Below are 26549 nucleotides of genomic sequence, written 5' to 3' on the forward strand. Positions count from 1 at the left end.
CGGACGTTTACGCGCCAGTTGAGGGCGGCAGCCCCTCGGATTTTCGCACGCTCTCAACGATCCCCAGGACGGCATCCTTTCCGTCTGCGGAGACGTCGGATAGGCGAAGAAGAACGTTCTTGATCTTCGCGTCGCGAAGCAGCGCGAGCAACTCAAGTTCCTGAACGGTCTTTTCGGCGACGGCATCGTCGAACCAATAGGCGGGATCCACGCCGAAGAACCCTGCGAGCGCTTCGAGGTGACGCTTCGTCGGGTTATCGCGCTGCCCGGTCCGCAAGAGCCACAGGTACTGCCCCGACAGCTTGCCCAGCCCTCGCTTCTCCATCAGTTCGGCCACTTCAGCGTTGCTGTAAGGGCCGCGATCGGGCGGGTGCACAGTGTCGAACAGGCGGTTTAGACGATCCATGAGCCCCTTGGGGCTCACCTGACCTTCGGCCACTCTTTCATGATCCTTTCCAGGACGGGTTCGTCGTAACTTCAGCCACCCTACCCCGCCATAAACACCAGTTTGACGCGCCGATCACACGTGTGGAAAGTTCTTCTTCACCAGCACGTTTCCGTGTGGCACGTACCGCCTGTTTCAGGTCGACCTGTCCGTTTCTACCGACTGGAGTACGCCGGGCGACGTGGCGCAAGCCACATTCGCCCAGCCACATACGTCACGTCTGGCAGGCCGTATTTGATCTTCGATCGGAAAGCGCGGAGGCGACCGTGGAAACTCCTCATCCACATCGCTTTTCCGCTGCCGGGAATACCAGACTCCCGCTCCAACTCGGGCACAATGGCAGGCTCTTGGCGTACAAGGCAACCGCGGCAACGGTGCACTTCGACGCGAGGACGGACCCCGCCAGGCTCTCTGCGGACGGCTGCGGCACACGACCGTTCGGTGACTCTCTGCAACCAGTACAGAGTTTAAGAACCAAGTCTGGATCTTGACACCGGTCCGTGCGTATGTTCGTCGTCCCCGGGCAGCCCGCCTGCGGCGACGAACGTGAGGAGACCGCGAGCACGGACCGGACCGCGAAGGTCCGCAAACAGCGACGGCGCCCGAGAGCGGTAACTCACGGACGCCGAACGCTAAAGCGGCATACCCGCCCCGGCAAGGGCGGAGAGTGCCCACCATCACCACGCTGAGTCCTTCCGAGGGGCGCGTCAGCGTGGCAACACTGCAAAGAGGAGTATCGCATGCCTCCTGCCCTGCCTAAAAGGCCCTTCCGCCTGGCCTGCGCGGCAGCCACTACCGCCTCGGCGCCTCAGCGCCCCGAGCCGGACCGCACCACCCTGGCCCCGGCGACCAGCCGGACCCGCCCGCTCGTCTGGAGCGGCCGATGAGCAGCGAAGCCCGCGAGTGGGTGTGGGAGCACAGCTCCAGCCGAGGAGCCGCGCGCCTGGTCCTGCTGTCGATCGCCGACCGGGTGGCCGACGAGCAGTGCATCTCCTGGGCCTCGCTGTCCAGCCTGGCCAAGCGCACCCGCGCCTCGGTCTCCACGGTGCGCGAAGCCGTCGAGCGCCTGCTCCTGGCCGGCGAGCTGGAACAGCTCGATGACCTCGTGGGTCCGCAGCGCAGCACGGTTTACCGCATGCCTCTCGCCGCCGAAGTGGTCGCCCAGGCCCAGCGAGAGCAGCAGGAGCAGGAAGACAGCGACACAGCAGCAGACGAGCCCGCGGGCCCCGCGAAGCTTCGGCTCTCGGCTCTGCGGCGGTACGGAATCCGCCCGCGTGAGGTGCCGGAATCCCCCGCGAGGGTCCGGAATCCGGCAGTACCGGAAACCGGCAGGTCGAGGCGGAAACCGGCACAGCGACGTACCGGCCACCGGCACAGCGATGTACCGGCTACCGGCACACAGAACCGTAGTGAACCTGATTTGAACCGGAGGTACAGCAGTAGTGGTGCTGCCGTCCTCCCGGCTGCCGAGTGGCAGGTCGACTCCGCTACCCACACTTGGGCCCGCCAGCAGGGACACCTCGATCGCCTCGGCGAGCAGGGCCTGCGGGCCGCCGACGCGAAGTGGCGTGTACACCGGGCGGGCCATGCTCCGAGGGCGGCGGAAGCCTGGGCTGCCGACTGGCGCGCCTGGGTCGCCCGGGAGCACGCTCCCAGCCGACCGAACCTCTACGCCGTGCCCGGCAAGAACACCGCCGTACCGGGGGGCATGACGCGGACGGAGGCCCACACCGCCGCCCTGCTTGCCGCCCTCGACGAGCCGACCGGAACGGAGGGCTGACCGTGGATCGCCGCGAAATCGCAGCCCTGCTGGCCTACATCGGCCGACTCGACCCCCGCACCATCCGCACCGACCAAGGCGAGGCGCGCGACCAGCTCGCCCAGTGGCACGAGCTGCTCGGCGACGTGCCGATGGCCACCCCGCACGGCTGGGACGTCCGCGTCGCCGCCCGCCAGCACATCCGCACCTCGCCGTACCAGATCCTGCCCGCGGACGTGGCCCGCCCCTGGGAGAGCTACCGGCGCGACCGCCTGGCGAGGCACTCCGATCCCACGCCGTCCGTCGACCCGGACGACCAGGCCGCCTGGACCGCAGAGCTGGCCGGCAACCGCCGCGCCGTCGCCGCCGGCACGGCCCAGCCCGCGCAGGCCCGAGCAATCACCAGCGGTCGCGACGGAGTCGACCCGAAGCTGGAGGCGCGGCTGCGGGAGATCGGCTCCTGCATACCGCCCGCCGCCCGAGCAGCCCTCGCGCCCTACCGACCCGCCCGCGCAGCCCGTGAGGCCGCTGTCGCGCAGGGAATGCCCGATGCCCTGAGCGTGCGGTGCGAGTGGTGCCTGGCCCAGCCCGGCGAACCATGCCGCCGCCGAAGGATCGGCCCCGACGGCGGAGCCCGCGGAACCGCCCCGCGCGCCACCCCGCACCCCGGCCGCCTCGACCTCGCCACCGCCCAGCAGGCCCAGCACACCGAGCAGGCCCAGCAGCCCGCCCTGGCCTGACTGGCGCACCCGGCGCGTGCATCCCGTCCGCTGCACCGCCACCCGACACGTCCCACACCGGCTGCGACGCACGCCCCGCGCCGCAGCCGGCACCCGACGCCGCACCCGCCGAGCACCGCCCTAGCCGGCCGCCGCGGCAGCACATCGGAGACCCGCCTTGCGCCACATCACCACCCACGACGCGCCAGCCACCGGCCTGCGCGGCATCGCAGACACCAGCTGGCACACCCGCGCAGCGTGCCACGGCATGGACGTCGAAGACGCCGACGCCGTGTTCTTCCCCGGGCCCCGGGACCACGAGGAGATCGCGGAGGCGAAGGAGCTGTGCGGCTGGTGCCCCGTACGCCGCGAGTGCCTGGACTTCGCCCTGGAGAACGTCCTCAAGGAGGGCGTCTGGGGCGGCCTCACCGAAGCCGAGCGGCGCCCGCTGCACGACGGACTGCACCAGCGCCTGGACTACCGGCGCGTGACCGCCTTCTTCCAGGGACGCGACGTGCACCTGACCGAGGCCGAGCGGCAGGTCGTCATCGACCACGCCTACGTCCGGGGCTGGCAGCCCGACCGGCTCGCCGCCGCCCTGCAGATCAGCCACAAGCACGCCCGAGACCTGCTCCGGCAAGCCGCCAACAAGGTCCTCGACCGCGACCGTAACTACGGCGTGCCCCGCCCCAAGAAGAAGCGGAAGAGGACCTCCAAGACCAAGGGCGCCCCCGCGCCCGCAGCTCCCGGCACGCAGCAGCCGGCAGGCCGCCCGGCAGCGTCGCCCCCGACGCACGCCCCTCTCGGAAAGGCAGCATGACCCACCCCGTCCTCGCCTTCGGTGCTACTTCGGACCTCCCTCTCCTCCTCGCCGCCGTCGTGCCCGCCACCCTCGCGCTCGTGCTGACCGCCTGGACCATCCGGCGCCGGGGATCTCGCTCGCAGAAACGTCTCGGCGGCCCGGCGGTCAAGGTCGCCGCCGTCGCCGCCCTCGGCTGCACCGCCTACAGCGCCGACACCTCGTGGCGGTTCGCCGCCGACTACCTCGACATGGCCGGCGCCGCCGAGCGCGCCGGCATGTTCGCCGCCGCCGAGCTCGCCCTGTTCGCCACCGCGCTGATGGCACGGCAGAACCTCGCCGTCCAGGGCGCCCCCGGCCTGCCGGGCACGCTGGTCTGGGTGATCACCACGGTGCAGGTGATCCCCGCCTACGCAGAGAGCGGCCCCATCGGCGGCACGGTCCGCGCCTTCGTCGGACCAGTCATGGCGGCGATGCTGTGGCACCTGGCCATGGGCATCGAACTGCGCCTGCGCACACCCGGCGCCGCCTCAAAAGGACTGATCGCCGTCCTGGGCCGGGAGGCACGTGAGCGTCTCCTGTCCCGCCTCGGCATCGCCGCGCGAGACCGCGACGCCGCACAGATCACCCGGGACCGGGCCACCGCCCGTGCGGTCGCCCTCGCCGCCCGCCTCGCCGAGCGCACACCCGAGCAGCAGCGGAACCGTCGAGGCCGGCGGCTGACCCGACGCCTGTCGAAGGCGGTCGGCAGGGCTTCGGTCGGCACCGACCCCCTCCAGCGAGCACAGCTGCTCGACCAGCTCGCCGCCCGGCGACACGCGCTCGCGCTCGCCACGGTCCCGCTCCCTTCTCCCTGGTCCCCGGCGCACAGCAGCGCATCGGCGGCCACGGTCCCCGCACAGCCGACATCGAATGTGCCGGTCCCCGTCCCCGGTCCCGACAGTTCCGACGAGCCGGTCCCGGACCGAGGACCGAGGACTCCTCGGGGACCGGTCCCGGAGGAGGCGGACCCTGAAGCCAAGGTCGGCGCGGGGACCAAGGGCGACGAAACGGGAACGACCGCGGGGACCAAGCCCCCTGAAGACGGCGCGGTCCCGGGGACCGGTCCCGCCGATCAAGCCGCAGCCCGGGTCTCAGCGGCCACGAGGACCGACCGCAACGCGCGAGAAGTAGCAGCTCAGGACCCAGATTCTCATCGGGGACCGAGCCTCGCGAAGTCGGGGACCGAGAGCACCGAGGACCGAGGAATGACCGCCACCGAGTCCGGAACCGAGACCACCCAGGACCGAGGACACAAGGTCCCACTCCGTCGGAAGCCGGCCAGGAAGTCCCGGACGAAGAACAAGGACAACCGTGCCCGGTCCCGCTCTCCGCAGACGGAGCGCCCGGCACGCGAGCTGGGCGAGTCCGAGCGCCAGCTTGTCCACGAGGTACGCCCCCATGTTCCCGCCCTGCTCGAACGGGACGGCAACGGAGCGATCACCCGGGTGCAGCTGCGCGAAATCATCCGCCGCCAGGGCCTGACGGGTGTCGGGAACGACCGACTCGGCCTCGTCCTCCAGGAGCTGCGGAACGAGGACATCACGACGACGAGGAGCACCGCCCGATGAAGACCTGCCACCAGTTCGACACCGTCCGCGCGGAGTACGAGCGAGAGATCGGGTTCATGCTCGCTCACTCCGAGCGGCACGCGGGCAGGCCGGCGGCGAAGTCCAGCGCGAAGCAAGCTGCCTCGGCGAAACAGCGGATGGCTCGCGCGCTCAACAGCCACGTCGGGCGCTGCCCCGAGTGCGGCTGAACCGGCAAAGCCCCAGTTCAAAGCCCGTGCCCGCAAAGGTGGCCCGGCTCCGTGCCGGGCCACCGCCCCGCTTAGGAGGTACGCCGTGATTCCGCGTCCCCCTCGTTCTTCCGAGCCCACCGTCGCCGAGGCCGATGCCTGGGCGGACGTCCTGGTCCGCCGGCAACTCCTACACGCCGTCGTCCTCACGCCGACCGGGCAGTGGCTCGTCCAGGACCGCCCCGACGGGCCGGTCCGCGTCCTTGCCAGCCCAGCCGATGTCCTCGCGCTGGCCGCAACCATCCAGCAGCGCACCCGCTCTACGAGGCCCGAATCCTGATGACGAACGCACGCAAGAACGGCACCACCCCGAAACCTGATCCCGACTCCAACTCGGTCTCGGGGCGAGCAAGTTGGGGCGGAAGCGTAGCTTCCGCCGAACCCGCCCCCTCGGGGGCGGGAGAGGACCTGCACCGGGGGGCGCAGGTCCTTGAGGCTTCGACCGGGGGCGGATCGAAGCCAGGGCAGGAGGAGAAGCAGACTGAACCGCGTGTACGCCGACAGCGCGCTCCTCGCGCCCGCCAGCGTCCGCGCCAGTCGCCCGAGAAGAAGCGCCTCCACCAGCCCAACACACGTTTCAATGATGATGAGTTCGCCATGATCAAGTCCGCCGCCGCCCAGTGCAATCTGTCCGTCGCCGGGTTCCTCGCCCGCTCCGCGCTCGCCGCCGCCCGCGACCTCAACCGCACCAGCGCCGAGATCGCCGACGAACGCGAAGTCATCACAGCCCTGTTCGACAGCCGACGTCGGCTCGGCTGGGCCGGCAGTAATCTCAACCAGGCAGTCAAGGCGCTCAACTCCGGTGCAGACGTTCCTCAACTCGAAGCGGCCGTCGCCGCCGTACGGCGTGCCGCCGACACCGCCCACGAAGCCGCCACACGGCTGATCGGGCACCACGGCTCATGATCCCCAGCGTCAACCCGTCCGGGTCGGACACCAGAGGTCTCCTCTACTACCTCTACGAGACCGGCAAGTACGAGGATCACACCGACCCCCATCTCGTCGCCTCCTTCGACGGCATGTCCCCCGACCCCGGACGCCACCCGAGCGCCACCCTCACAGACCTCCAGCAGCTCCTCGACCAGCCCGTGATGGCCCTCGCCAAGCACGCCCGCCCGGCCAAGCACGTGTGGCACACCTCCGTACGCGCCGACCCCGGCGACCGGATCCTGTCCGACGAGGAGTGGGCCGACATCGCCCGCCGCATCGTCGCCGCCACCGGCATCGACCCCGGCGACGGACAGCCCGGCTGCCGTTGGGCCGCCGTACGCCACGCCGACGACCACATCCACATCGTCGCCACCCTCGTCACCGAGGACGGCCACCGCCCCGACGACTTCCGCTCCGGCGCCCGCGCCCAGGCAGAAGCCCGGCTCATCGAGAAGGAACTCGGCCTCCACCAGGTCGCCCCCGGTGACGGCACCGCAGCCCAACGGCCCACCAGCGCCGAACGCCACAAAGCCGAGCGGCAGGGTCGCGAGCGCACCGCCCGCGAGGAACTGCGCGAAACCGTACGACGGGCGGTGGCCGGCGCGAGGAGCGACGAGGAGTTCTTCGACCGGCTCGCCACCGCCGGCCTCCTGATCCGCAAGCGCGCCGCTCCCTCTGGCGACCTCCTCGGGTACAAGGTCGCCCTGCCCGATGACCTGAACAAGGACGGCGAGCCGGTGTTCTACCCCGGCGCGCGCCTGGCCCCCGACCTGTCGCTGCCCCGCATCCGCGAGCGCTGGGCCGGTGACGCGCAGGACGTTCCGGCTGCCCGGCGGGAGGATGCGATCCGTACGGAGCCGGGCAGTCCGGCCGCCGCACGCCGCGGGGCAGCCTCGGCCGTGTGGCAGGCCGTGCTCGTCGTCGAGCACGGCGAGGACGCGGTCGCCGCCGCCCACATCGCAGCGGCCGGCGAGGTCCTGGATGCCCTCGCGAAGACCTCCGCCGCCCACACCCGCCGCGAACTGCGCGACGCTGCAACGGCTTTCGAACGGGCCTCGCGCTCTCACGTCCGCGCCGTGCGCGGGCACGATCGAGCCCTGCGGCAGGCCGCCCGCGACCTCGTCCATAGCGGCCCGGCCCTCGGCCGCGGCGAGGACGGAGCCACCACGGCCATGGCTATCGACATGCTGTTCTTCCTCATCACCGCCGCCGCGCACTGGCACGCCAGGAAGGGGCACGCCCAGCAGGCCGAGGCCGCTACCCGGGCCGCCGCGCACCTGCGCACCGCCTACCAGGCCGCCGCCGCCCAGCCCCTAGGCGTGCTCTACCAGCGCGGCCGACGCCTGAGCCGACCGATGCTCCAGCGGCAGACCGTGCTGCTGCGCGAGGCACTGCCGGAGCTGGCCGAGCAGATCCTCGCCGAACCCGGCTGGTACGCCCTGGCGGCGACCATCGCGGAAGCCGAAGCCGCCGGACACGACGCGGCCGTCCTTCTGTCCGACGTTGCCGGCCGCCGCGAACTCGGCACCGCGGACTCCGTCAGCGACGTGCTCGTGTGGCGGATGCGGCGGACCGCCGATCTGCCCGCCGACGCCTCCCACCTGCCCGAGACCAGCACCGCAGGGCGCCGGTCCGCAACGCGCGGGACGACCACCAGGCCCTCCGCGCCCGGCAGGCAGCGCAGCGGAGAGGACACATCACGTAAGACCCTGTGAGCCCGCCGGGTGCCTGCACGCGGACTCAGTGCATCACCGAGAGGAGGGACAGCGCCACCGCTTCGCCCGCAATACAGAGCATGGTCGTGCGCCACATCGAACCTCGGTGGCGACCAGGTCCGATGTGGGGGCTGTCGGCATCCGTGCACCCGCAGGACGGAGGGCATGGCGCAGGTGGGGCGAGTCGAGCCAGTAGGCGTCGCGAAGTTGAGCGGTCGAGGGAGACGATGGCGTGTGATCGGGCACACCCTGGCATGGCCACCCTGGCGCATGGAGACACGCATCGTGGCCAACTCATCCTCTGGGCAGCCGAGAAGCCGAATACCTCTGCAGACCTGGCCGGAGGTGACTGTGGACTTTGTGAATTGAAACCACCGGGGGCGTGGGGCACGATCATGAAACGCGCAGGACGAGGTGCTGAGGTAGAGGAGGACGCCGAGGTGTTTCACCGGATACGCCGCAGGGCCAAGGAGCCGAGCGAAGCTCAGAGACAGTTCGCCGAGCTGTACGTGCAGCTGCAGGGCCAAGTCCCGCCCGGCTTCGGAGTGCCGGCGCCTGAGCCGGAGTCCGCCGAGCCAGCCGCCATCGTGGACGACTTCCTCCCGCCGGAACTGCGCGTGCCGAGCCACGACCAGGTCGACGGCAAGATGATGCCGTGGAAGCAGCCCCTCGTTCTCGAAGGCGAGATGGCCGCCTGCACCGAGTGCGGCGCATACCGGGACTGGCTCATCCTCTCCACCCGTGGCGAGATCTGGCTGCGCTGCCGGGCAGGCCACCAGCAGCAGGAGACCCGCATCGACACCGCCTGGTACAACCGGCACTCCGGACCGGCGGACGCGACGCACGCCACGTTCGAGGACTGCCTGCGCCACCTCGGGCACTGACCACCACTCCTACGACCCCACCGGGCCTGCAGGCCCGCACTGACCACCCGTCGCCTAGCACCAAGGGGTCAGTTCCGTCATGCGCGTTCGCGTCGCCACCACCGCACTCGGCATCACCGCCACCCTCCTCGCGCTGCCCGCCTGCGCCACCGACACCACCGGGGCCAAGCACCAGACCCCCTCCTTCCGTACGGGAAAGCCGGCCGACGCCGTCCAGAAGCCGACCGCGCTCTCCTCGGCCGCACTCGAGTCCCGCCTGCTCGACCCGCGCGACCTCGGCAACGGCTACCTTCCCAAGCCGGAGCGTCCGGCCCAGCACGACGACGTCAGCGTCATCGGCTGCCCGGCCCTGAGCGAGCTGGGGGGCGACGCGGCGACTGGCGGCACGCTCGCCTTCCCGCACAAGGCGAAGGCGGACTTCACCTATGGCGGCAGCTCCTCGGAGATCGCCGAGGAGCTGTACAGCGACAGCGTGAAGAAGCTCTCCGACGGCATCGACCGGATCTTCGACGCCATGACCGGCTGCCCGACCTATCAAGTCGTCGCGGGCGGCACCCCAGTCGACGTGACCTCGCAGAAGTTGCCCGCACCCCGCGTCGGCGGTGACGAGCAGTGGAGCCAGCTCCTGACGTTCATCGCCGGGGGACGGAGCACTGTGGTCAAGCAGACCGCGATCCGCGACGGCAACCTGCTGCTGGTCGTCTCCGGCTCCCCGGCCCTGGTCGACCGCCACCTCGACAAGGCTCTCGCCAAGGCCACGGCAACGAGCTGACCTGCGTGCTCGTCACGCTGCTGCCTCCGACCACCGCAGGTCGGGGGCAGCAGTGCGTTACTGGCTGACGCGTTGAGCGGCGCGAGCGGCTTGACCTGGTACCCAGGCTCGGACCTGGCCGGGCTGGACGTAGAGCACGTTCGGGTTATGACTGTGCGGCCCATAGCCGCTGGAGGCGTTCACGAGCAGGTACGCGCCTGCGGGAACGTGCCAGTTCCAGAACCAGGCGTCCTGCTGCCGCCCGGTGTCGCACCAGGTCACGACAGCTTTGGAGCCAGGGCGGCCGTGCTGGTAGACCCGCGTCACCTGGAGGAGTTGCCCCTGCCCGGAGCTTCGGTGCTGCTGAAATGCCTACCACTGCGCCGCGATGGCAGCCGTGCGGTTGCGGCGTGAACGGACCGTCAACGCGATCGTCACGGCGACGATGAGAGCGATGACCATTAGGGCGCCGGGGCTGGGGTGCATTGCCGCATCCTGCTTCGTTCCATCAACAGGCGGCAATTCTTCCTGGCATCGAAGACCGAACGGCCACTTCACCCGCGAAGTAAGAAAGTCCGGCACCCCCAACTGGGAGGGTGCCGGACTGCGATCGTCGAGAGTTGTGCGCGGGACGTTAGATGGCCGGCGCGCGCAGGAGGCGCTCCTGGGTGGCCTCGGGCAGTACCCGCCGCAGGACCGGTGCGGTCGAGCTGAGGGAGGCGGCGAAGGCGGCGACGAGATCGTGCGGGACGCTGGCGGCGAACGATGCCGCCCACAGACACGGTGCGCCGAGCGCGGGCTCGGCCCACGCCTGCCATCCGGCCGGTCCCGTCTCGTCGTCCTCGGCGGACAGGGCCTGCGGGTCGGCGTCCTGGATGAGGGGCGGGACGTCGCCGAGGCTGATGTGCGAGGTGAACGTCGGGTCCGTCGCCGCCGCCTGGGGTTGGTCGATGTCGCGGAACCATCCGTGGGTGGCGACTGCGTCAAGGACCAGCTCGGATCCGGCGAGCGGCACGGCAGGCTGGTCGCTTGCGTCGAGCGCGACGAGGAAGTCGACCACCGCCTCGCCGGGGACGTCACGGGTGAAGTAGGCCGACCACTGGGCGAGCGGGCTGCTCGCCTCGGCTCGGGCGGAGATCTGCCAGGCGATCGGTAGCTCGCCCAGGTGGAACGGCTCGTCCGCCAGGCCCCACTGGGCCCAGCGCAAGGCGTCGGGACTGACGTGCAGGACGGTGCTGCGCAGGACCTGGCGGTCCTCCGGTGCCTCGTCCGGCTCGTGCCGTCCGCGGACGATCGTCAGGCTCGTCCAACCCAGGCCGGCGAGCGCGTCGGCGACGACGTCGTAGAGGCATCCATCGTCACCGGCCAGGTGCCGGGGGCCGACCCAGAACGCGGGCTGGCCGCTGTGCGGGGTGGACGAGTCGGGCGGGAAGTCGGGGTACAGGGGCGCCTCCAAGGGCTCGGTGCGGGTCTAGTTGCCGCCGGCGCGGCGACGGGGGCGGCGCGGGGGCGCCTGGACGGGGCCCTGCCAGGTCAGCTCGATGGCGACCTCCGGCGGAAGGTGGCCGAGCTGTGCGTCCTCGTCACGCCCTTCGGCGAGGTAGACGACGGTCCGGCCGGTCTCGTCGACCGACTGCAGGACCTGCGCCAAGCGGTGCGCCATCGGGAAGAACGGGTTCATGGCCTGGCGGACCGGAGCACTCCGGTCGCAGCCGGACAACAGGTCAATGAGATCGCCGACGGTCATCTCCGGGGACGTCACGAACAGCCTCCTGGGGTGCGGGGAAAACAGGGCAGTGGAACGGGACGGGCCGGCCTTCGGTACGGCCAGCGCTCACAGGGCGGGCACTACGTGTCGGTGTCCGCGCTGTCAGAGGCGGCGTGAGGTCTCCAGCACACTCGCTACGGTGGCGGCGACGATGTCGGCCGGCGTCTCGGTATCGAACGACAGGTGGTAGCCGCGGACCTGGGCGGTTCCGGTGACAGCGATCTTCCATCCCTCGCCATCCGTGCCGGGGCGGCCGAGCGGAAACCAGCCGAGGTAGAACCGGCCGTCCTTGGAGCTGACGTGCACGTCCGCGCGATCATCGACGATCAGGTGAAAGTCCTCGGCGGAGAACTGCTCCATGACCAGGGTCGGCTGACCGGGGCCCAGCTGCCACTCCCGCGGTCGCAGGGCTTCGACGGTGGTAGAGAAACCGGGGCCCGCAGGGGCTACGGTCACGGGCAATCACCTCTCTGACCTGGGGTTTCTTGCAAGGTCGTCTACGTTGACATGCCCTCGCGCCCGTTGGCCAGTCTTTCCGCGATCTTTCCTGTCTGCCCCCGGCGAACTTGTCTTTTGTCATCCAATCAAGGCGTTTGACAGCGAACTCAGTTGTTTCGGCTTCTCTGACAGTGAATCCAGTCGTGAGGAGTGAGCACGCTCTACGCGGTCCGTACGTCGGCCGCGTCCACCGAACCGGGCGAGCACCTGCGCCCGTTGTCAGTGCACCATGCGGCCCTCAGCCTCACCCTCGCGCAGCCGGCGCGCCTGTTGAGATGGAGGACGACGTGAGTGACGGCACACGGACCGCCGCACCTTCCCCGGAGGACGCGCTGCGTTCTGCCCGGCTGCTTGTCCGTGCCGAGGCGGCCGTCATGGCGATCTTCGCCACGCGGGCCTACGAACTGGGCTGGACGGTACGGGCAAGCTGAGCGGCATCTTGGATCACGTGACGCTGTCCTGCGACGCGGGCCTCTCCACTCTCCAGTCCGCCGCCGCGATCCCCGCTGGCCTGGCCGTCGCCAAGGGTGCCGTCGGCACCCTTCTCGGCCGTACCGGGACCGCCTCCTGGCTCCCGGCGAGAACCGACCCCGCATCCACGTCCACGCCCAACTGACCGTAGGAGCCGCGCCATGCCCGACGGAGAGGTCGCCCTTGAACTGGCTGTGCTCCGCCGCGCCCTCGAAGTCGGGCCGGCGCGCATCGACAGCCAACTCGCCCTGATCGCACAGCGATCCGACCAGATCGACAAGGCCGTCGAGGAACTCGGCGACAGGGTCACTGCCCTCGAACGCACCCGCTGGCCCCTGCCGACCGTCGGAGTACTGACCAGCCTCGCAGCTCTCGGACTCGCCGCATGGTCGGCGCTCGGCCACTGATCGCACCGGACCACAGAGACACGCGCCCTGGGTACGTGGCCTTCGTGGTCACCTGGTCGGCGTTCGCAGTGTGGTTCCTGGGACATATCGTGACGTAGCGTCGAGTGTCCGCGAGTTGGCCGCCTTCCGACTCGTCAACTCGTCGATGTGGAGAAGGTCGTGACCGTACGGTAGGTGCGCAGGGTCAGTACAGCGCCGAGCGAGCGTCCAGAGATCAAGGCGGAGCCGCAACAGGGAGATTCATTGACGTCGCCGCCACTTCCCCCCATTCCTCCACCACCGGGATCCCGCACAGGTTCCGTGAAGCACATCCACCACGTGATCGAGAACTTGATGGCTGGGCGGCCGGAGGCGTGCCACCTGGCGAAGGCCCTGGCCAAACAGGCTCGTGCCACGCACCGCCGCATGGCGAGAGCACGTGCCGTTGGGTTCGAGGCTTACGAGACGACCCTCACCGACCTGCTTCTAACGGAGCTTGCGCATGTGGACCCGCGATTCTGGCGGGTGGTTAGGTTCAAGCCGCACGAGGAGCGAGGGAACGGCGCCGACTGGGAGTGGTGGATCCAGCGGAGCGACTTGTCGTGGGTGCGTCTCTGGATTCAGGCCAAGCGCCTCTACCACCCCGGCGAACGCTACGAGGAACTCAAGCGCAAGGTCCGGAGAGGATCAGACGGCAGGATTTGGCAGAGTCGGTTGCTGGTTGAGGCCGCGCGACGGGAAGGCCGGAACGGTAGCGTCCTGCCGGTCCCGCTGTACGCCTTCTACAACTGCCTGCAGGGTAAACGGGCTGAGCCATGGCCGTGTAAGAGACTTGAGCCGTGTCAGCAGCAGCCCCTGCTCGGCATCACGATCGCCCCTGCCCAGCAGATCGACGAGCTGATTGTGAAGGGTAAGAACGGCTACCGCGACGTACTGGCCGAAAGTAAGCCGCTGTCGTGCCTGGTGCACTGCCCGACAGTGTGGTCGGGGCATCCTCAGGACTCGTACGCCTCGACGCTGCTGATGGGCATGGAGTGGCTGCACACCAACGACGTCCTCCCTTCGGCTCCGTCTCTGCCTGGCCGCATCGAAGAAGCGCTTGAGACGGACGACGAGGTGGTCGCCGAGGAGTCGGACCCTCGGATCGCTCTCATCACGGGTCACGCGGCGCTCCCCGGTGCCCGCATGGATGAAGTGCCACCAGGGTTGGCCGACCTGCGGGAGCGGTTCGACCTGCGGGCACTGGAGCAGCAGGGGTGGCGGGAAACGACGTGACAGCGCCCCGGGCAGAGTGCGAGTCAGATCCCGGGGCGCTTTTCCACATTGGCAAGAGGCGGAGAGCCTATGACCCGCGCTCAACTTGAGCAAGCACGAGGCATGTCCCACCGGGTATGGGTTCCGTGTTGCCATAGGCCCGTATTACGTAGCAGCACTGTCACCACCGTTCGGGTCGCCGTGTCGATGACGCAGGCGCAATCTCGACGCTGGTGGACGCGCCGGGCACCTGGGTATTTCGGGTCGCCTCCGTAGGTTTGCTCGGGAGATATGACGCACCGCAGCACTTCACTCTCATCGAAACCGAGCTCCTTCGCCCGGGACAGGGCGTGCCGGCTCAGCGTGACGCCTGCATGCGTGCGAAGTCGGGTCAGCGTGCGCTCTCGACGAGCATCACGTCGGGCGTTGCTCATGAGGCGACATCACCGGACACTAGATCCATGACAGCGCTTCTGCCCCAGTCGCCGCTGCGCTTCCGCGTGGGAATCGCTTCCAGCCTGAGGTGACGAGCGATCTCCTCATACGAGTACCCCGCCTGGCTCCGCAGGCGCTTCGCGACGGCCCTCGCGTGATCGATGGACCGGGTGGTCTCGATCACGGTGTGGCTGTCGTGCATCCGAAGGGCAGCGAACGTCTTGATCACCTCCCGCAGAACTCGCTCTTGTCCGGAACCTTCAACGGTCGACTTCACCGACTTGCCCGCCTCCAGAACCTGGACGCCGAAGTGCTCGACCCACCTGTACGCGACCAGCCGGTCCAATTCGCTGGGAAAGAGGGAAGAGTCGGCTACGTAGAGGGTGCGGACAGGCGCGGGTGTGGTCACGAGGTGGAGAAGGTCTGTGAGCCCGAAGTCCGGAGTGCTCGGGGTGAAGGAGAAGGCGAAGAGGTGGTCGTGCGCCGTCGCGATGTTCTGGACGTCCCTCGATCGCGTGAGGTGATCTCGTTCGTCGTCTGGTCCGTAGACGGCCATCACCTCGAACTCCTGGAGAACTTGATGTGACCTCCCGCTGGTACGGATCCGCTCGCCATCGACCGTCCGGGGGGCATCGTCGTCCCAGCACGCGTCTTGGAGGAGCCGGTGAACGACCTGCTTGTTGAAGTCCTGCTCACCCTGCACGCCATCCCACATGTAGCCCGCTTGGTTGAGGAGGTCCGCAGTCTGCGCCAGCGTCAGTTGAAACCCGACGTGCAACTTGTGTGCGAGCCGCACCACTTCGTTCTTGCTCAGGCCGCGGCCGATGTCCAACTGGCCCTGCTTGCCTCGTTGGCGAGGAAGAAGAGCCCGAAGTGCAGCGCAGGTAGCCTGAACCTGGTTGCGAACACCTTGCTCGGTGTTCCGCAGCGGGTGATCAGGTTCGATGACATCACCGGCCACGGTCAGTGTCGCTCGGTGATCCCGGATCTCGTCGCGGACCATCTCCCGGGTGATCGGATCGCCCAGGTCATCCCACCTGGACACGCGGATGCTATCCACGAGATCGGCACGCAGGCAGAACAGAACCTCCTGGAGCGCTGGACGATCGCCCGCCGCTACCCTGCTGCGTGACTCCGCTTCGGTACGCCATAGCGTCCCGTCCTTCGGCGCCTTGTCTCCATGACGCACCACGCGATACCCGATTTCGGACGCCGACATGCTTCCCTCCAAGGCTCTGGCCAGCAACGGAGCGCCACTCTGTCAGCTCCCTGGGTCCCTGCAAGCGAGCAATTAGTCCGGCGATTTCGACGATGCGGACGTTCAGAACGTCGAGGTCCCGGTCGCTGATCTGGGAGCGCAGCATTCGCGCGGACTCCGTGGCCCACTCCAGATACGTCCACAGCCCCTCGAAGGCAGTGAGATACGGCCGCTGTAGGTTCATCGCGGTGGTGTGGACGACGCTGAGACCTGCCGGATGTTCTTCCGTTCTGCGCCGGGGCGAGGAGTGATAAGCATGTGCCGATCCTGTCAGCGCGGCCCCCAGGTGCGCCTTGGGTTTCCATAAGGGGTGACATAGGGCTTCGACCGGCACCCGGCCCCTCCGGCTCGAAGAGCCTCCTGCCCTAGGTCGACCAAGGAAGTTTCTTGCCAACCAAGTTAGTCCGCCCAGGTCACAGACCGACAGCAGACTAACTTCGCTGTCAACGGACAGAACTGTTGTCCGGTGACAGTTGTAGGGTCTCAGATTTCGTGGCCAAATCTCACGGTCGATGGCCAAGCGATGGCAGATCTGACACGAGTTTGAGATTGGCAGGTCAGGCCCTTTACTCATATGGGTGAGCGGGGTCTGATGCCGCCCCGCTACGGAATCTGCGCCGACGACTGGCCGGACCCGGGGAGGCGTTCAAGGCTCACCGGCGGCTCCGCGCGGTCAACGGCGGCAGCGACGACGAACAGGAGGCGTGATGCAGAGCAGTGCGGAGAACATCGATGTTGTGCTCAGGATCGTGGACACCATGGTCGCCTACCGGAAGGCGCACGGCGGCCTACCTGCCGACACGGACGGCCTTGAGAACATGGCCGTGGCGATCGTCGAGGCCCTGGAGCGCGACGACTTCCGCATCGTGGACGTCTTGAGCGGCAGCCGGACCGAGACGCCCACACCCGAACCGGCCTGACGGCACGGCAGCGGGGCGCCAGCCACTCCGGCCGGCGCCCCGCTTGCGTTCTGCACTCCGTCAGCTGGCGGTTAGCCAGCGAGCTGACGGGCCAGCAAGCCAGCCTCCCCGAGGATTCGGACACGATCGTGAGACTGGACGGCTGGCTAAGCCGTGAGACACGACGACAACTACCAGGTCACGGCACCGCCGCTGGCCATAGGCGGCGAGACCCTACAACAGTGATGTGGGATCTCAGATGGTGTGGCCAAATTTCACGGCCATTGGCCACGGATCTGAGATCCCCGAACCACCTTGCTCGCACTTTTGGGTGCAGCGGCCCCCGCCCGGCCGCGCTGTCCGACCTGCGGGCTACGGTCGGGCCATGAGCACACGCGCGTACGAAGGAACGTCCTGGCCGGAGCGCTCCGGGTCTTACGGCGCAGTCCTGCGGAGAGGAACACGAGCCCTCGCGCCCCCCGTAGCCGCCCCGTCGTCCCCGCTCGATGCGAGTGCTCGTCGTACCGGCCATCCTGCTCGTGGCCCTCCTACGGACCCTCGCGAGCGCATCCACCGCGCGGCCCTCGTCCGCCACGCCCCCTGCCGTCCCTGACTGGTCGACCTGCCCCAGCAGCCGCCCGCCGCCGAACTGGCCTGGACCCGCGCTGGCCCCGTACCGAGGACACCCGGCAGACACCCGGCTCCGCACCCCGCCACCAGGTGGCTCCGCCGTCTTGGTGGCGGCGGTCGCCACCGCCGTACCTCTCACGGCGCTCGCACGCGTCTGAAGGGAAACACCACCATGCCGGACCTCCGCGCCGAAGTGCGTGCGAAGACACTCGACCGCATTACTTCGTACCAGGGGGCCAAAGACCGCTGGAACCTGTTCCGCAGCCTCAAGAACCTCATCGAACAGGCCATCCGCGACTACGAGCACCGCGCCCTGGTGGAGCTCCTGCAGAACGCCCACGACGCTCATGACACGGGCGACTTGGGAGGCCGGGTCCTGATCAGGCTCGACCACGACGAGGGGCCGCACGGCGCGGTGTACGTGGCGAACACCGGGCGGCCCGTCAGCCGCAGCAACTTCGACGCGATCACCGACATCGCCCAGTCGGACAAGCGCCCGGAGGAGGGCATCGGTAACAAGGGGATCGGCTTCAAGAGCGTTCTCCAGCTGACCGGAGCACCTCAGGTCTACTCCGTCTCCGAGGAAGGCGGCCGGGTCTTCGACGGCTACCGCTTCAGCTTCGCCGACGAGACCTCGCTCAAGGACCTCCTGGACGGCGACGCCACTCTCGCGGCGGAGGTGGCCGCCGACGTCTTCCACCTCTGCCTGCCCGTGCCCCTGGACAGCGTTCCCGACACCGTGAACGCTTTCGCAGCTGACGGATACGTGACCGTGCTGCGCCTGCCGCTGAAGAGCGAGGAGGCCCGGGCCGAGGCGGCCGAACAGCTGACCATGCTGTCCGCCGGCCCGCCGGTGCTGCTCTTCCTGCGCCGGATCGGCTCGCTCACTGTCGAGGAGCGGCAGGACGGCATGGTCGACCGGCGCACCCTGGCCCGGACCGAGCGGGCGGACGCCGAACTCGACCGGCTCACGGTCAGTACGGTGACCGTCGGCGACGGCGGGGCCTTCGTCCTGCTCGACCGGCAGGTGGCGGCTGAGGCTTTCGGCGACGCGGTCGAACGCAGCGTGCTCGGCGACCACATCAGCGAGGGATGGCGCGACTGGCAGGGAGACGCCCGGGTCACGCTCGCGATTCCCGTCGAGGAAGGGTTGGCCAAAGGACGCCTCTACACTCACCTGCCTATGGGCGAGCAGGCCGTTGCCCCCCTTCCGGCCCATGTGAACGCGCCCTTCTTCGCGAAGCTAGCCCGCGTGGACCTCGAGAAGACGGTCCCACTCAACGACTTCCTCCTGGACGAGCTGGCTCTCCTCGGGGCCGAGACGCTCCTCGCCTGCTCCGCCGGGACCCTGGAGCTCCCACCGACCCTCTGTGCGGACCTGCTGAGCTGGGACGCATCTATGTCCGACCGGCTGTCCCGGGCCTTCAAGCGCCTCGGACACGAGGTCGGCACCGCCCCGATCATCCCCCTGGCCTCGGGCGCGCGGCCGTGGGCCTCCCTCACGGAGGCCCGGCTCTGGGACGACAAGGACCGGACCCTGTTCACGACCGACCGGCTGAGCCGGGACGCGGACGCCGTACTCGTACACCCGTCCGTCACCGGGCAGCGTGCGGCCCGGCTCGAGAAGGCCGTCGCCACGCTCGTCGGCCGCTCACCCCGGCCGTCGGATGAACTACTGGCGAGGTGGGCCGAGAGCCTGGCGCGCAGCCTCGCCGACGCGCCCTTTCAGCCGGAGTTGTGGGCCCGCTTCTACGACGAGCTCGCCGGCTGCGTCGAGCGGCCCCGCGCACTCCAGGGCCGCCGCATCCTCATGGACGACGACGGAAAGCTCCGGCTGTGCAACGCGGCCGACGGCAGGGTCAGGCGTGCCACGGCCTTCTTCTCGCCCAGAGCGGACGGCGAGGAACAGGCAGGATCCACGGAGCAAGGCCCCCGCCTTCCACGGTCGCTGCGCCACCGGGTCTTCTTCGTGTCGCGGGACATCCCGTGGAAGAACCGGCTCGGCAGCATCACGATCAAGCAGCGGGGCCGCCGGATGCTCGAAGACGGCGGTCTGGTCAACGAGTACCGCGCCGACGAACTGCTGGCACTGGTCGCCCGCTCCCTTCAGGACAAGCCCACGCCGGAGCTCGCGGCGGAGGTCCTCGCCTGGGCCTTCCGGCTCTCCAGGAGCGACACGGCACCGTGGCGGGACATCCAGGCCATGGGGCTGCTCGTCCCCGGCGCCGACGGTGTGTGGATACCCGCCTCGAAGGCCCTGCTCTGTGCCGAGTGGGGCGGAGAACGAGCGAAGCTGCTCGGAGAGCTCATCGACCGCGCGCAGGATGTCTCGGAGGAACTCGCGGTGCTCCGGGGCCGCTTGACCGCACCCCCGGAGCACCAGGCATTCCGGGGCGCGGACCGGGCGGAGTGGCGTGCCTTCCTCGGGCGTCTGGGGGTCGGCGCGGGGCTCTGCCCCGAGCCTGTGCCCCGCTCCACCCTGCGGGCGGACGGCCGTCACTTCACGGACGGCAGGCCCCCGACGATGTCCCTGCCGCAGGCCACCGCGGAAGTCTGGCTGCGCCATGTGGAGAGGGAACCTCCCACGGATCGGCGGCCGTACACCGAGTACGTGGGCCAGACTCCTCTGTATCGGCTGCCCGGCCAGGACGACCACCACCATCTGTCCGACGCCGCGAAGCGGGTGTACGCCCGGCTCGTGGCCGCCGGTTGCTCCGAGTGGGCCGCCGATGCCCTACACGTCACCGTGCGGCGCTACAACGACCGGTGGGACTCCTTCAGCCTTCCCACGCCGGTGACCGCCTTCCTCGCCGAGGCCGAGTGGATGCCCGTCGCGTCCCCACGCGAGCGCGCCGACTGGCGCTTCGTACGGCCTGAGGCCGCCTGGACGCACGGGGACGAGGCCGCCCCGTCGTTCGTCCCCCTGCTGCCCTCGGCGCTGCGCCGTGCGTTCCAGGCGAACGACCGTGCGGTCCGTCGCGCAAGAGGCTGGGGACTTGAGCGGTGGGACTCCCCGGAGACCGCCGCGCGTCGGGTCCGCGAGCTCACCGAGCTCTTCCGCGACGGCGCCGTCCCCGAGACGATGACGGCCGCATTCCGCCGGGCGTACGAGGACGCCTGGGCGGAGTGCGCCCAGACGCGCCAGGACCCCTACCCCCAGGGCTCGGAGGCGGCGGTGGTCGTCAGCCGGGGCGGTCGGCTCGAAGCTGTCACACTCGCCGACGACACGGACTCCCCGAACACCGTGGATCACCTGTACGTGGAGGACACCGACGCACGCCAGCTCGTCCAGCTCCTCGAACAGCGCGGTGCCCCGTTGCTCCGCATGCGCAACATGCACGGGGGCGCGGTGGCCGCGCTCGTCGAACAGTGCTTCGGCTCGCGCGTCCGGAGGATCTCCCGAGCACGAGTCGAAGTCCGGGTGGACGGAGAGGCGTTCCACGCCGGGGCCGCGGGCGACCCGCTGATCACGTCCGAGCGCGACTGGCTCCTCACCCTCGTCGCGGCCGTGATCGACCTGCGCGCCAGCCGCTTCCGCCGCCCTACCGCGGAGTCCGTGCGCCGCGGTTGCGCGATCGCCAAGCGCATCCAGATCGTCCACGCCGGGGTCCTGACCTCCGTCGTGGACGAGATCGCCGAGCGGCCCGGCCACGGCGGCAGACGGTGGCTGGCCGTCCCACACCAGGACACCCCGACTCTCCTGCTTGAGGGGCCCAGCCAGGGCGAGGAGGACCTGCTCCAGCGGTCCGCCGCGGGGATCATGGAACTCCTCCACCACCCCGAACTCGCCGACACCCTCCGCATGGCCCTCCTCGACCTGAACACGGCCGGCTGGGGCCCGGGTCAGAGCCCGGACGCCGACGCGATCGCCGACGTCCTGGGCGAGGACCGGGCCCGGGTGCGCGAGATCACCGCAACCCTGCGACAGCCCCTGGACGCCCTCCTGGACATCCTCGTGCCACTGCTCGCGACACTCGACCTCGAAGCGGCCCACGCCCTTCTGTCCAACGACGAGGCCCTCGCCTCAGAGACCGAACTGGACCGCTGGCTCGCCGCCCGGCTGACGCCGACGGACCACCGGACGCTGCGGGCGGCGGCCCGCCACCCCGACCTGGACACCGCCCGTAGGGCCATGTCGCTGTCGCTGCGCGAGCTCAACGCCGTTATCGCCGCCCTCGGTTCGACCTACCGGCCGCTGCGCAACGCCGAGGGCATCGAGCAGGAGTTCCGGCACTTCGTCGCCGGCCGGCGACGAAGCATCCTGGACGCGCTGCGGGTCGGCTTCCTGGACGCGTTCCGGTCCGGAGCCCCCCTGACCTCGTACGCCGAGAACCGGAATTTGACCGGACTCGTGCCGGACACCGCCTGGGCGGACGAACACCTCCATCTGGAGACCGCCCTAATGCAGGCGCACGTCGACCGCTGGCTCACCGGACTCGGGGCCCCGCCGCTCGGTACGGACGCGGGGCTGACGCCCGTGGACGAACTCCGGCTGACCAACCGGCCCCTCCTCCTGGAACGGCTGAAGCGCGCACGGACCCTGATCCACGCGTGGGAGGCCGCGCACGGCGAGTCCGCCTCCGGCCTCCCGGGGGACCCGGAGAACCTCACGACCGAGGCCACCGCCGCCGGGCTGCTCGACTTTTTCCCGCTCGACGACGCCACGACGCTGCGCTGGCTCCGAACCGGAGACCGCTGGCCCGCCGCCGTCCCGCTTACCCTGACACCCGAAGACCTCGGCCTGACGACTCGTCAGCTGGACGACGCCGAACGGCAGGAGAAGAGGGAGCGGCGGCTGCGGCAGGAGGAGCGGCGGCATATCGTGGTGGACCGCACGAGGATGTCGGCGGAGGAGGACAACTACCACGCGATCGTGGAGGCCGTACGGGGCGGCCTCACCCCCGAGTTCCTCGGCTCCGCGGGCGACGCCCCGCTCGTCGCACTGGGCCGGCAGGCACAGCGGCTCCCCGGCGCCGGGCGCCCCGGATTCTCCGCTGGCCGACGGGGCAAGCTCTCCGACACACAGGCGCTCGCGGTCGGACTCGCGGGGGAGGTCGCCGCCCTCGCCTGGCTCATGAACCGGCACGACGCCGTGGACGAGAGCGCGTGGGTGTCGGGCTACCGCAACAAGGTCCTGGGTGACGGCATGGGCGACGACACGCTCGGATACGACCTCATCGTCGAGAGGAAACGGTCGAGCCTGCTCTTCGAGGTGAAGTCCTCGGCCGGAGGCGAGGGGGAGTTCGTCCTCTCGCCCACCGAGATTGCCCGGGCGCGCTCCCTGAAGAAGCGAGAGACGTACCACATCCTGTACGTCTCCCACGCCCTCGACGCCGACCTGCGGAAGATCCACCTCCTACCCAACCCGCTCCACCCCCGGTCGGCCCACTTCTTCCGCTCCGTCGGCGAGGGCCTGCGCTACAGGTTCCAGCTGTCGCGGACGGGGGAGCGCCGGACGGGGACCTGAGCGAAATAAATGCTTGTCAACCCAATCCAGTCGGGCCAAGTGATTTGCATGATCCCCGCACACGTCCCCCGACGAGCCGCCGCTGACCTACGCCGACAGCTTCGACATACCGGTCCTGTTCCGTAGCGCGCCCGCGAAGAAGCCACGGCGGCAGTGGCGGACGGCCAAGCACAAGGCATGGACCGGATCGGACGGAATCCCGGCCGCCGACGGCTGGTACGCGCCAACCACCACGTGGCGGGAGATCATCAAGGCCGCCACCGAAGTCGGCCGCGACGTCACCCCGCACCTGCAGAACCAGCCGCGCTACGCCCACGGGGAACTCGTCGCCCGCGTCTCCCCGCTGTACGCCTAACTCGGCGCACACCCCGTGACGCCCCGGCATCCCGTGCCGGGGGCCAAGGGCCGGCGCCTGACCTGGAATCCGGTGTACGCGCACGGCACCGAGCGCAGCGCGAAGAATGCCGCTGGCTACCGCTGGGCATGACGATGACCGAGTGGGCCTGCCGCTCGCTGCTGGGCCTCGGCCAGACCGAGCACCTCGAACTCGGCGGACCCGTCCCTGCTCTGTATGACACGTTCAAGGATCCGAAGAAGAAGCTGCCCGCTCCACGAGACGGAGGAGCTTTACTGGCTGATCGAGGCCAAGGGCGGCGACGTGGGACTCAGGAGACTCCGCGAGGGGTGGGCGCAGCTGGCGTCCGGCAGCAAGGCCCTCGGCGCGTACGGGCACCGCACCATCCTGGTCGGGGCGTCCGTACGGCCTGACGATGACCTCTTCCTCACGATCGACCACGACCTGCACCCCGGCCAGGCGCCGCTCGCCCCTGCCGGATCCGATACCGACGACGAGGCAGCGGGCCTAGGCAACCTAGAGGATCGCCTCGGCGACAGCGACGACGCGCTCATCGGTGCCGCCCGCGCCCAGATGCTGGCCTATCTGGCACTGAGTTCGGCTCCCGTCTCGCAACTGCGCACCGTACCCGTTGCCGCCGACCGCGCTTCCCGCCGCCGGCGCTCCGGGCTGACCACGCCCCTGGAAGACGACAGCCTTACTCTCGCCCTGCGGGCCGACGCCCGCGGAGCAGCGACCGGCACAGAACAGCACGCCTTGCGCGTCGGAATCCGTTCCATGGGCCTTGACGATTTCCTGAGCTGCCGCATCCCCGGAACTGAGGTCCACCTCGGCATGTCCCGGAAGTTGTTCGCCGCCTGCGAGCGTCTCCACGAGGAGGACCTTGCCATCGCCCGGCGTACCCCAGGACTGCGCGCCGAGGACCAGCCGCCCGCCGACCTGGAACTCAGCGACGAAGCCCAGGAAGAACAGCGACTCACCCAGCGGCGCATCTTCCGCGAACAGCAAGAGGAAGCCCGCCCACGGCTGCGTCCCCTGCTCCGCGACGCCTACGAGCGAGGTGCAGCGAGCGACTGGAGCGACCTTCTCCGTCGTCCCCAGGAGCCGGAACTCGACCTGGAGGGCGACGAGAGCCTCCACGAAGCAGCGACGCCGGAAACCTACGTGGCCGTCAGCCGCTACGACCTGCCCCCCGCACGCGCCTAGCTTTCCGCGCGCGACGACCGTCGCGAGTCGGCCTTGTCCGTCAGCCGGCGGCTGCTGAGGTCGGTGATGCCTGGCGAGCAGGCGATGGAGCGGCAGCCGGCCATAGGCCGGGGGGATCGCCTCACACGCGAGTACGGCCGCCAGGCCGTGTCCGCGCCATGGGGGGATCCAGCGTCACTCGATCCATGACGAGCAGCGCTGAGCCGACGTACTCCAGTCCTTCACTGACTTCGTCGGTGAAGGAGCCCGTCTCGAGGTCGAGAAGGACCCGGGCGGTCTCGTAGAGTTCTTCGGACTCCTCCTCCATGGCCCAGGAGGCGTTGCGGCCTCGGTCGAGGTGCACCCGGAAGAACGTCATGGACCCGACGGGACGTCCTCGACCGCGCGGGGGCGGGCCGTCGGGGCCGCGTACCCGCTTGGGCCGACCAGTTCGTAACGAGGCCGCGCGCGTTCGTGGACGACAGAGCCCCCGGATTCCAGGCTGTGGAATCCGGGGGCTCTGAGTCGTGGACGGGGAGTGCGGGTCAGCTCTCGGGGGAGTCGTCGGTGAGGCTGTCCGTGCGGCTGCGGCGTGCCAGGAGGAGAGCGCCTCCGCCTGCTGCGATCAGCACGGCCGCGCCACCGACCAGCCACGGTGTGGCGTCGGCTCCGGTGTGGGCGAGGGAGCCCGTCGGCGTTTTCTGCGTGGAGTCCTTGACCGAGGTCGCGGCGACGGGTGAGGAGTCGGGCTCCGGTGTGTCGCTGCCCGAGGCGGAGGGGGTGGCACCTGCGGTACCGCTGTTCGGCTTGCCCGGACTGGACGGGGAGTCGGTGGGCCTGTGCGTCGGCTTGCTGGAGGGGTCAGGCTTCGGGTCGGTGGCCGTCTTGGCGTTGGTGACGGCCACCGTCACCGGGGCGCCGGGACCTGCGGTAAACGTCTTCGTCGGCTTGTAGAGGTCGTAGCCGGCAGGAGCCTTGATCTCCTTGACCCAGAACTGCGTCCTGCGGCTCGACACGGGCAGTTCTCCGGAGGCGGCGCCCTTGGTGCCGGTAGTCAGGGTGAGCAGCGTGGAGGTGCCGGTGCCGATGTTCACGGTCGCGCCGGGCAGGAGGCTTCCGGTCTTGTCGTCCTTGGCCTGCAGGAGGACCTTGGCAGCCTTGAACGGGTCGGTGATCGTCAGCCGTGTGGTCGCGCTCGGGGTAACGATGACGTCCTGATCGCTGACAATTTCGTGGAGCGGGCTGCCGGAAGCCATCTGCTTGAGCCGGTAGACGCCCGGCGCGAGGTCGGGGAAGGTCAGACTCCCCTGGGCGTCGCTCTGTCCGCGTGCGGCTTCCTGGCCGGCGGAGTCCAGCAGCAGGAACGCGGCGCCGGGCAAGGCGTCTCCGGCCGTGTCCTTCGTAGTGATCTCGACGCTGCCCGCGTCCGAAGCCGGTTTCGCGGCGGGAGCGGCGGAGGCCGAGGGGGTCGGTTCGGAGGGCTCGGCACTCGCGGCCGGCGCCCAGCTCAGGGTGCCGGCCGCGACAGCGAGGGCAGCAGCGGATCGGACGAGACATGCGTGCACGGGGAAGAGGACTCCTTGATCGGTCGGGGAGGTCAGCGGGTGCGGCCGACGACTGGGGTAGCCGGCTGGGTGGGAGTGCTGCGCGGGGTGCGGCCAACCGCGAGCCTGGGCCTGGACGCGGCCCAGGCGCCGGGGAACCAGACGGCGGTGTACTGCTCGATGGCGTCGCGCAGCCCGGTGGTGACGGCCCCGTCCCACGGCGGGCGGCCGGGGCGGTGATAGGTGTCGAAGGTGCCGTACTGCTTGGTGTTCGGCCGGGTATTGGTGGCTTCATCGCGGCGGTGGAAGGTCCCGTGGTCCACGAAGCTGAGCGCCACCGCGTCGATCTCGCCGCGTTCCGGATGAACGACGGTGACACGCAGCCCTCCGTAGGTGTCCGCGTGGATGGTGACGGTGAAGTCGATCCGCATCCGCAGCGGTGCATCGGGGATCGGGACAGCGAAGTAGGTGTTGCCAACAACGGTGTGGTCGTGGAAGGGAAGGCACAGCTCGGCGAAGAACTCGGCGGCTTGCAGGGACAAGAGAGGCTCCGGTCGAGG

The 26549-nt window shown here is 69.6% G+C and carries 26 protein-coding genes; 18 read left to right on the plus strand and 8 right to left on the minus strand.

Annotated elements, in window-relative coordinates; all coding sequences use genetic code 11:
• Positions 1-7 precede the first annotated feature (7 nt).
• Positions 8-439, minus strand: a complete 432-nt coding sequence (locus DN051_RS07345; RefSeq protein WP_245237322.1) for an XRE family transcriptional regulator — start codon at positions 437-439, stop codon at positions 8-10.
• A gap of 889 nt (positions 440-1328) precedes the next feature.
• Between DN051_RS07345 and DN051_RS07350 the strand changes: the two genes are divergently transcribed.
• The 10 genes from DN051_RS07350 to DN051_RS07395 all read left to right on the plus strand — a co-directional run bounded on the left by DN051_RS07350 (position 1329) and on the right by DN051_RS07395 (position 9860).
• Positions 1329-2225: a helix-turn-helix domain-containing protein gene (locus DN051_RS07350; protein ID WP_112438301.1), complete on the plus strand. Its 897-nt coding sequence runs from the start codon at positions 1329-1331 to the stop codon at positions 2223-2225.
• Between the two features lie 2 nt (positions 2226-2227).
• Positions 2228-2944, plus strand: a complete 717-nt coding sequence (locus tag DN051_RS07355) for a zinc finger domain-containing protein (protein ID WP_112438302.1) — start codon at positions 2228-2230, stop codon at positions 2942-2944.
• A gap of 157 nt (positions 2945-3101) precedes the next feature.
• Positions 3102-3743, plus strand: coding sequence for a WhiB family transcriptional regulator (locus DN051_RS07360; RefSeq protein ID WP_112438303.1), 642 nt, complete (start codon positions 3102-3104; stop codon positions 3741-3743).
• A complete protein-coding gene (locus DN051_RS07365) occupies positions 3740-5332 on the plus strand; it encodes a hypothetical protein (RefSeq protein ID WP_112438304.1) in 1593 nt (530 codons plus the stop codon). Before DN051_RS07360 ends, DN051_RS07365 begins: the two co-directional genes overlap by 4 nt.
• The gene (locus DN051_RS07370) at positions 5329-5520 is read left to right on the plus strand and encodes a hypothetical protein (RefSeq protein ID WP_057608355.1); all 192 of its coding nucleotides are present in this window, start codon (positions 5329-5331) and stop codon (positions 5518-5520) included. Before DN051_RS07365 ends, DN051_RS07370 begins: the two co-directional genes overlap by 4 nt.
• A gap of 85 nt (positions 5521-5605) precedes the next feature.
• The gene (locus DN051_RS07375; RefSeq protein WP_112438305.1) at positions 5606-5839 is read left to right on the plus strand and encodes a hypothetical protein; all 234 of its coding nucleotides are present in this window, start codon (positions 5606-5608) and stop codon (positions 5837-5839) included.
• Positions 5840-6156: 317 nt separating this feature from the next.
• The gene (locus DN051_RS47535; protein WP_112438306.1) at positions 6157-6465 is read left to right on the plus strand and encodes a mobilization protein; all 309 of its coding nucleotides are present in this window, start codon (positions 6157-6159) and stop codon (positions 6463-6465) included.
• The gene (locus DN051_RS07385; protein WP_112438307.1) at positions 6462-8204 is read left to right on the plus strand and encodes a relaxase/mobilization nuclease domain-containing protein; all 1743 of its coding nucleotides are present in this window, start codon (positions 6462-6464) and stop codon (positions 8202-8204) included. The genes DN051_RS47535 and DN051_RS07385 overlap by 4 nt, the downstream gene beginning before the upstream one ends.
• A gap of 395 nt (positions 8205-8599) precedes the next feature.
• Positions 8600-9088, plus strand: a complete 489-nt coding sequence (locus DN051_RS07390) for a hypothetical protein (RefSeq protein WP_112438308.1) — start codon at positions 8600-8602, stop codon at positions 9086-9088.
• Positions 9089-9167: 79 nt separating this feature from the next.
• Complete coding sequence (locus tag DN051_RS07395; protein WP_112438309.1) at positions 9168-9860, plus strand: hypothetical protein; 693 nt, start codon at positions 9168-9170, stop codon at positions 9858-9860.
• Between the two features lie 613 nt (positions 9861-10473).
• On the opposite strand, the gene DN051_RS07400 is transcribed toward DN051_RS07395, so the two are convergent.
• From DN051_RS07400 to DN051_RS07410, 3 genes are all read right to left on the minus strand, one after another.
• On the minus strand, positions 10474-11295 hold the full coding sequence (locus DN051_RS07400) for an SPDY domain-containing protein (RefSeq protein WP_112438310.1): 822 nt from the start codon (positions 11293-11295) through the stop codon (positions 10474-10476).
• Positions 11296-11310: 15 nt separating this feature from the next.
• Complete coding sequence (locus DN051_RS07405; RefSeq protein ID WP_112438311.1) at positions 11311-11601, minus strand: hypothetical protein; 291 nt, start codon at positions 11599-11601, stop codon at positions 11311-11313.
• A gap of 108 nt (positions 11602-11709) precedes the next feature.
• On the minus strand, positions 11710-12063 hold the full coding sequence (locus DN051_RS07410; protein WP_112438312.1) for an SPDY domain-containing protein: 354 nt from the start codon (positions 12061-12063) through the stop codon (positions 11710-11712).
• Between the two features lie 329 nt (positions 12064-12392).
• On the opposite strand from DN051_RS07410, the gene DN051_RS44955 reads away from it, so the two are divergent.
• The 4 genes from DN051_RS44955 to DN051_RS07420 all read left to right on the plus strand — a co-directional run bounded on the left by DN051_RS44955 (position 12393) and on the right by DN051_RS07420 (position 14237).
• Positions 12393-12536 carry a hypothetical protein gene (locus DN051_RS44955; RefSeq protein ID WP_159064554.1) on the plus strand — a complete coding sequence of 48 codons (144 nt, stop codon included), beginning with the start codon at positions 12393-12395 and terminating at the stop codon, positions 12534-12536.
• A gap of 17 nt (positions 12537-12553) precedes the next feature.
• Positions 12554-12721, plus strand: a complete 168-nt coding sequence (locus DN051_RS44960; protein WP_162624877.1) for a hypothetical protein — start codon at positions 12554-12556, stop codon at positions 12719-12721.
• Between the two features lie 16 nt (positions 12722-12737).
• On the plus strand, positions 12738-12983 hold the full coding sequence (locus tag DN051_RS07415) for a hypothetical protein (protein ID WP_067382380.1): 246 nt from the start codon (positions 12738-12740) through the stop codon (positions 12981-12983).
• 300 nt (positions 12984-13283) lie between these two features.
• Complete coding sequence (locus DN051_RS07420) at positions 13284-14237, plus strand: DUF6615 family protein (RefSeq protein ID WP_112438313.1); 954 nt, start codon at positions 13284-13286, stop codon at positions 14235-14237.
• A 409-nt stretch (positions 14238-14646) separates the two neighbouring features.
• On the opposite strand, the gene DN051_RS07425 is transcribed toward DN051_RS07420, so the two are convergent.
• Positions 14647-15354, minus strand: coding sequence for a hypothetical protein (locus tag DN051_RS07425; protein WP_162624878.1), 708 nt, complete (start codon positions 15352-15354; stop codon positions 14647-14649).
• Here DN051_RS07425 and DN051_RS44965 point away from each other — a divergent pair.
• The 4 genes from DN051_RS44965 to DN051_RS07445 all read left to right on the plus strand — a co-directional run bounded on the left by DN051_RS44965 (position 15316) and on the right by DN051_RS07445 (position 24466).
• The gene (locus DN051_RS44965) at positions 15316-15783 is read left to right on the plus strand and encodes a hypothetical protein (RefSeq protein WP_162624879.1); all 468 of its coding nucleotides are present in this window, start codon (positions 15316-15318) and stop codon (positions 15781-15783) included. The genes DN051_RS07425 and DN051_RS44965 overlap by 39 nt on opposite strands.
• Before the next feature lie 833 nt (positions 15784-16616).
• Entirely contained in the window at positions 16617-16829 is a 213-nt protein-coding gene (locus tag DN051_RS07435) for a hypothetical protein (RefSeq protein WP_112438315.1), read from the plus strand.
• Positions 16830-17610: 781 nt separating this feature from the next.
• Entirely contained in the window at positions 17611-22905 is a 5295-nt protein-coding gene (locus tag DN051_RS47245; protein ID WP_112438316.1) for a sacsin N-terminal ATP-binding-like domain-containing protein, read from the plus strand.
• Between the two features lie 571 nt (positions 22906-23476).
• Positions 23477-24466, plus strand: coding sequence for a hypothetical protein (locus DN051_RS07445; protein ID WP_246040959.1), 990 nt, complete (start codon positions 23477-23479; stop codon positions 24464-24466).
• 121 nt (positions 24467-24587) lie between these two features.
• Here DN051_RS07445 and DN051_RS07450 read toward each other — a convergent pair whose 3' ends face one another.
• The 3 genes from DN051_RS07450 to DN051_RS07460 all read right to left on the minus strand — a co-directional run bounded on the left by DN051_RS07450 (position 24588) and on the right by DN051_RS07460 (position 26531).
• Entirely contained in the window at positions 24588-24824 is a 237-nt protein-coding gene (locus DN051_RS07450; RefSeq protein WP_112438317.1) for a hypothetical protein, read from the minus strand.
• Positions 24825-24990: 166 nt separating this feature from the next.
• Entirely contained in the window at positions 24991-26010 is a 1020-nt protein-coding gene (locus tag DN051_RS07455; protein WP_112438318.1) for a SpaA isopeptide-forming pilin-related protein, read from the minus strand.
• 32 nt (positions 26011-26042) lie between these two features.
• A complete protein-coding gene (locus DN051_RS07460) occupies positions 26043-26531 on the minus strand; it encodes a hypothetical protein (RefSeq protein WP_112438319.1) in 489 nt (162 codons plus the stop codon).
• Positions 26532-26549 lie beyond the last annotated feature (18 nt).

Origin of the sequence: Streptomyces cadmiisoli (assembly GCF_003261055.1) — a bacterium.
In the GTDB taxonomy this organism is placed as follows: domain Bacteria; phylum Actinomycetota; class Actinomycetes; order Streptomycetales; family Streptomycetaceae; genus Streptomyces; species Streptomyces cadmiisoli.